Source organism: Mycobacterium sp. E3305 (assembly GCF_001666785.1).
In the GTDB taxonomy this organism is placed as follows: Bacteria; Actinomycetota; Actinomycetes; order Mycobacteriales; family Mycobacteriaceae; genus Mycobacterium.
In genome coordinates this window covers 1-5254 of sequence record NZ_LZJA01000149.1, presented here as the reverse complement: position 1 = coordinate 5254, position 5254 = coordinate 1, and the positions used below count along the sequence as shown (strand labels likewise).

The window sequence follows — 5254 nt, the reverse complement described above, 5'->3', positions numbered from 1 at the left end:
GATCTCCCAGCCGGGCAGGTCGTTGGTGGTGACGATCAGCACTGGCTTGCCTCCTGGTCACAGCGAAAACGGGCGGTCAGTCCCGTGAGACTAACCGCCCGTTTCCGGTAATCGCTAGGGCGTTTCCGGCGCCGCGTGCGCCCCGGCCTTCGCCAGGTCCGGCTCGGCCGGCGGCTTGCGGGTGCCGGTGAAGGTGAACACCGCGTCCTCGCCGGCGCTCTCGCCGTCCCAGTTGTCCACGTCGACCGTGACGATCTGTCCCGGTCCGACTTCCTCGAACAGGATCTTCTCGGACAGCTGGTCCTCGATCTCGCGCTGGATGGTGCGCCGCAACGGGCGGGCACCCAGCACCGGGTCGAAGCCCCGCTTGGCCAGCAAGGCCTTGGCCTTGTCGGTCAACTCCATCGCCATGTCCTTGGCCTTGAGCTGCTTGCTGACCCGCTCGATCATCAGGTCGACCATGCGGATGATCTCGTCCTTGGTCAGCTGGTGGAACACGATGATGTCGTCGATGCGGTTGAGGAACTCCGGGCGGAAGTGCTTCTTCAGCTCGTCGTTGACCTTCTGCTTCATCCGCTCGTAGTTGTTCTCACCGCCACCCTGGGTGAAGCCCAGGCCAACCGGCTTGCTGATGTCGGACGTACCGAGGTTCGAGGTGAAGATCAGCACGGTGTTCTTGAAGTCGACCGTGCGGCCCTGACCGTCGGTGAGCCGGCCGTCCTCGAGGACCTGCAACAGGCTGTTGTAGATCTCCTGGTGCGCCTTCTCAATCTCGTCGAACAGCACCACCGAGAACGGCTTGCGCCGCACCTTCTCGGTGAGCTGGCCGCCCTCTTCGTAGCCGACGTATCCCGGCGGGGCACCGAAGAGCCGCGACGCGGTGAACCGGTCGTGGAACTCGCCCATGTCGATCTGGATGAGCGCGTCGTCGTCGCCGAACAGGAAGTTGGCCAGCGCCTTGGACAGCTCGGTCTTACCGACACCGGACGGGCCGGCGAAGATGAACGAACCCGACGGGCGCTTGGGGTCCTTCAACCCGGCGCGCGTGCGGCGGATGGCCTTCGAGACGGCCTTCACGGCGTCTTCCTGGCCGATGATCCGCTTGTGCAGCTCGTCCTCCATGCGCAGCAGGCGGGTGGTCTCGGCCTCGGTGAGCTTGAACACCGGAATGCCGGTCCAGTTGCCCAACACCTCCGCGATCTGCTCGTCGTCGACCTCGGCGACCACGTCGAGATCGCCTGAGCGCCACTGCTTTTCGCGCTCGGCCCGCTGGGCGACCAACTGCTTCTCCCGGTCGCGCAGGCTGGCGGCCTTCTCGAAGTCCTGGGCGTCGATCGCCGATTCCTTCTCGCGGCGGGCGTCGGCGATCTTCTCGTCGAACTCGCGCAGGTCTGGCGGCGCGGTCATCCGGCGGATCCGCATCCGGGCGCCCGCCTCGTCGATCAGGTCGATCGCCTTGTCCGGCAGGAACCGGTCGTTGATGTAGCGGTCGGCCAGGGTGGCGGCGGCCACCAGCGCGGAGTCGGTGATCGAGACCCGGTGGTGCGCCTCGTAGCGGTCGCGCAGCCCCTTGAGGATCTCGATGGTGTGCTCCACCGTCGGCTCCCCCACCTGCACGGGCTGGAAGCGGCGCTCCAGGGCGGCGTCCTTCTCGATGTACTTGCGGTACTCGTCGAGAGTCGTTGCACCGATCGTCTGCAGCTCACCGCGGGCCAGCTTGGGCTTCAGGATGCTGGCCGCATCGATCGCACCCTCGGCCGCGCCCGCGCCGACGAGCGTGTGCAGCTCGTCGATGAACAGGATGATGTCGCCGCGGGTGTTGATCTCCTTGAGCACCTTCTTCAGCCGCTCCTCGAAGTCACCGCGGTAGCGCGAGCCGGCCACCAACGAACCGAGGTCCAGGGTGTAGAGCTGCTTGTCCTTCAGCGTCTCGGGAACCTGGCCGTGCACGATGGCCTGCGCGAGGCCCTCGACGACGGCGGTCTTGCCGACGCCGGGCTCGCCGATCAGCACCGGGTTGTTCTTGGTGCGCCGGCTCAGGACCTGCATGACGCGCTCGATTTCCTTCTCGCGGCCGATGACCGGGTCGAGCTTGCCCTCCATCGCGGCGGCCGTCAGGTTGCGCCCGAACTGGTCGAGCACCAACGAGGTGGACGGGCTGCCCGACTCGCCGCCGCGGCCGCCGGTGCCGGCCTCCGCGGCCTCCTTGCCCTGGTAGCCACTGAGCAGCTGGATGACCTGCTGGCGAACCCGCGTCAGCTCGGCGCCCAGCTTGACCAACACCTGGGCGGCGACGCCCTCACCCTCGCGGATGAGTCCGAGGAGGATGTGCTCGGTACCGATGTAGTTGTGGCCGAGCTGCAGCGCCTCCCGCAGGCTCAGCTCGAGAACCTTCTTGGCGCGTGGGGTGAACGGGATGTGCCCCGACGGCGCCTGCTGGCCCTGGCCGATGATCTCCTCGACCTGGCTGCGAACGCCTTCCAGCGAGATCCCGAGCGACTCCAGCGACTTCGCCGCGACGCCCTCGCCCTCGTGAATCAGACCCAACAGGATGTGCTCGGTGCCGATGTAGTTGTGGTTGAGCATCCGGGCCTCTTCTTGCGCCAGGACGACGACCCTGCGGGCACGGTCGGTAAATCGTTCAAACATCGGTGGTTACCTGCTCTCCCTCACCATCGGTACTTGGCCTCTGTGTGGCCCACCCGGTCCCCGTCGGGGCCGGAATCTCATACCTGCCATCCACTGTAATGGTCGGCCTGCCAGGGGGCATAACCTTGCGGTTCCTTGCTGTTCAAGACCCGCCGGGCCCGTATCGGGCGAACTCCCCTGTCATTACAGCGCCGTAACCGAACCAACGTGGCCGGGTGCCAATTCGTTTCCCGCACTCTCGGACGATTCTTTCGCCGCCAGCGAAATGACAAACCGGCGCCCGGGCCGCTGCGGTCCGGGGCGCCGGTTAAGAGGTTTGTCAGGTTGCCGCGTGAAACGCGTCGATGACGTCGGCCGGGATGCGGCCGCGCGTCGAGACGTTGTGGCCGTTGCGGCGGGCCCACTCACGGATCGCCGCGCTCTGCTCGCGGTCGATCGCGCCGCGGCCGCGACCCGAGCTGGACCGCCCACGCCGTCGACCGCCGACCCGGCGTCCGGCTTCCACCCACTGCTTCAGGTCGTTGCGGAGTTTTGCCGCATTCTTGGACGAAAGGTCAATCTCATAGGTCACCCCGTCAAGGCCGAATTCGACCGTTTCGTCGGCTGCGCCGGCACCGTCGAAATCATCGACCAAGGTGACGGTCACTTTTTTCGCCATTAGCTTATCCTCGCATTTCGTCCTGAGCAGTTGCTGAGCAGTTTGGGTGAGCCTCCCCGGGTCACCAATCTGCCATAACAAGGCAGCATACTCAATCCGGCCGCAAGGCGCACAGTTGCGTTTTTCATGTGGAGTGCGGCCGAACAATCGGGAACAAAACTGTCTCGCGAATTGACAGCCCAGTCAAAGTCATCAACAACCGATCGATACCCATTCCCGTTCCCGTGCACGGCGGCATCGCATACTCGAGGGCGGCAAGAAAGTCTTCGTCTAGCACCATGGCCTCGTCGTCGCCCGCCGCGGCCGCGCGGGCTTGGGCGGCGAATCTTTCCCGCTGAATGACGGGGTCGTTCAGCTCGGAATACCCGGTGGCCAATTCGACCCCGCGCACGTAGAGGTCCCACTTCTCGGTCACACCGGGGATGCTGCGGTGCTGACGCGTCAAAGGCGTTGTCTCCACGGGGAAGTCCCGCACGAAGGTGGGCGCCGTCAGCGTGTTTCCGACCGAGTGCTCCCAGAGTTCCTCGACGAGCTTGCCGTGCCCGTAGCCCCGGTCTCGGGGAATCTCGACCCCCAGCCGATCCGCGATGGCCCACAACCGCTCCGCCGGGGTCTCGGGGGTGATCTCCTCGCCGAGCGCCGCGGACAGCGACGGGTACATTTGAATCGACGCCCATTCGCCGTCTATGTCGTAGACACTCCCGTCGGGCAGCGGCAGTTGTCGGGTTCCGATCGCCTCATCAGCGACCTCTTGAATAAGCTCGCGCGTGACGACTGCCGAATCGTCATAGGTTCCGTAGGCCTGGTAGGTCTCGAGCATCGAGAATTCGGGAGAATGCGTCGAATCCGCGCCCTCGTTTCGGAACACTCGATTTACTTCGAAGACCTTGTCGAAACCACCGACGATGCAGCGCTTGAGGAACAGTTCCGGTGCGATCCGCAGGTACAGATCGATGTCCAGAGCATTGGAATGCGTCACGAACGGCCGCGCCGCCGCGCCGCCCGCCAGCGTCTGCAACATAGGCGTCTCGACTTCGAGAAACCCGCGCCGTTCGAGCGAGTTGCGGATCGCGCGGACCACGGCGATTCGCTGCCGCGCCACCGTGCGGGCCTGGGGGCGGACGATCAGGTCGACGTAGCGCTGCCGCACCCGCGCCTCTTCGCTCATCTCCTTATGGGCCACCGGCAGCGGCCGCAACGACTTGGCCGCCATCTGCCAGGAATCGGCGAGCACGGACAATTCGCCGCGCCGTGAGCTGATCACATTGCCGTGCACGTAGACGATGTCGCCGAGGTCGACGTCGGACTTCCACGCGTCCAGGGATTCGGAGCCCACCTTGTCGAGGCTGAGCATCACCTGGAGCGTGGTGCCGTCACCCTCCTGGAGCGTCGCGAAGCACAATTTCCCCGAGTTGCGCGCGAAGATCACCCGGCCCGCGATGCCGACGACGTCGTCGGTAGCGGTATCGACCGGCAGGTCGGGATGGTCGGCGCGCACCTGCGCCAGGGTGTGGGTGCGTTCGATGGCGACCGGATAGGGCTGCCGGCCCTCCGCCAACAAGCGAGCGCGCTTGTCCCGGCGGATGCGGAACTGCTCGGGCAGGTCTGCTGCTGCATCCTCGCTGGCGTCACTCACGACGTGCCAGCTTAAATGACCTCGCGGGGCGGCTCTTACCGGCGGCCCGCCGAGATTGCCGTCACGGTCGTTGTTCCGGTCGCGACCACGACCACTGGGGCAATCTCGTCGCCGGGGATACTCAGCGCGCGGTCTTCAGCCGGCCCCGCTGGGCGTCCCGGTTGCGTTCGAAGACCAGCCGCAGCCCGTGCAGGGTCAGATGCTGGTCGTAATGGCTGGGCGTCTGCAGTTCGGGCAGCAGCAGCGGAGCCGTGTGCCCCGTCGCCACCACCGCGACGTCGTCACCGGCGAAGCCCTCGACGTCCTCGCGA

Annotated in this window: 3 protein-coding genes and 1 pseudogene; all 4 read right to left on the bottom strand. The window is 65.8% G+C overall.

The window, feature by feature from the left end; translation table 11 throughout:
• Positions 1–114: 114 nt before the first annotated feature.
• Positions 115–2649, bottom strand: coding sequence for an ATP-dependent protease ATP-binding subunit ClpC (gene clpC1 / locus A5701_RS13810; protein ID WP_067754212.1), 2535 nt, complete (start codon positions 2647–2649; stop codon positions 115–117).
• Positions 2650–2968: 319 nt separating this feature from the next.
• Positions 2969–3307, bottom strand: coding sequence for a histone-like nucleoid-structuring protein Lsr2 (gene lsr2 / locus A5701_RS13805; protein WP_067754209.1), 339 nt, complete (start codon positions 3305–3307; stop codon positions 2969–2971).
• A gap of 124 nt (positions 3308–3431) precedes the next feature.
• Positions 3432–4943: a lysine--tRNA ligase gene (lysS, locus tag A5701_RS13800; protein ID WP_067754207.1), complete on the bottom strand. Its 1512-nt coding sequence runs from the start codon at positions 4941–4943 to the stop codon at positions 3432–3434.
• Positions 4944–5064: 121 nt separating this feature from the next.
• Positions 5065–5254 (bottom strand): annotated as a pseudogene (locus tag A5701_RS13795) (pantothenate kinase); the annotation flags it as partial.

Coding starts and splice junctions, on each gene's coding strand:
- clpC1 (WP_067754212.1), bottom strand. CDS start 2,649: ATGTTTGAACGATTTACCGACCGTGCCCGCAGGGTCGTCGTCCTGGCG.
- lsr2 (WP_067754209.1), bottom strand. CDS start 3,307: ATGGCGAAAAAAGTGACCGTCACCTTGGTCGATGATTTCGACGGTGCC.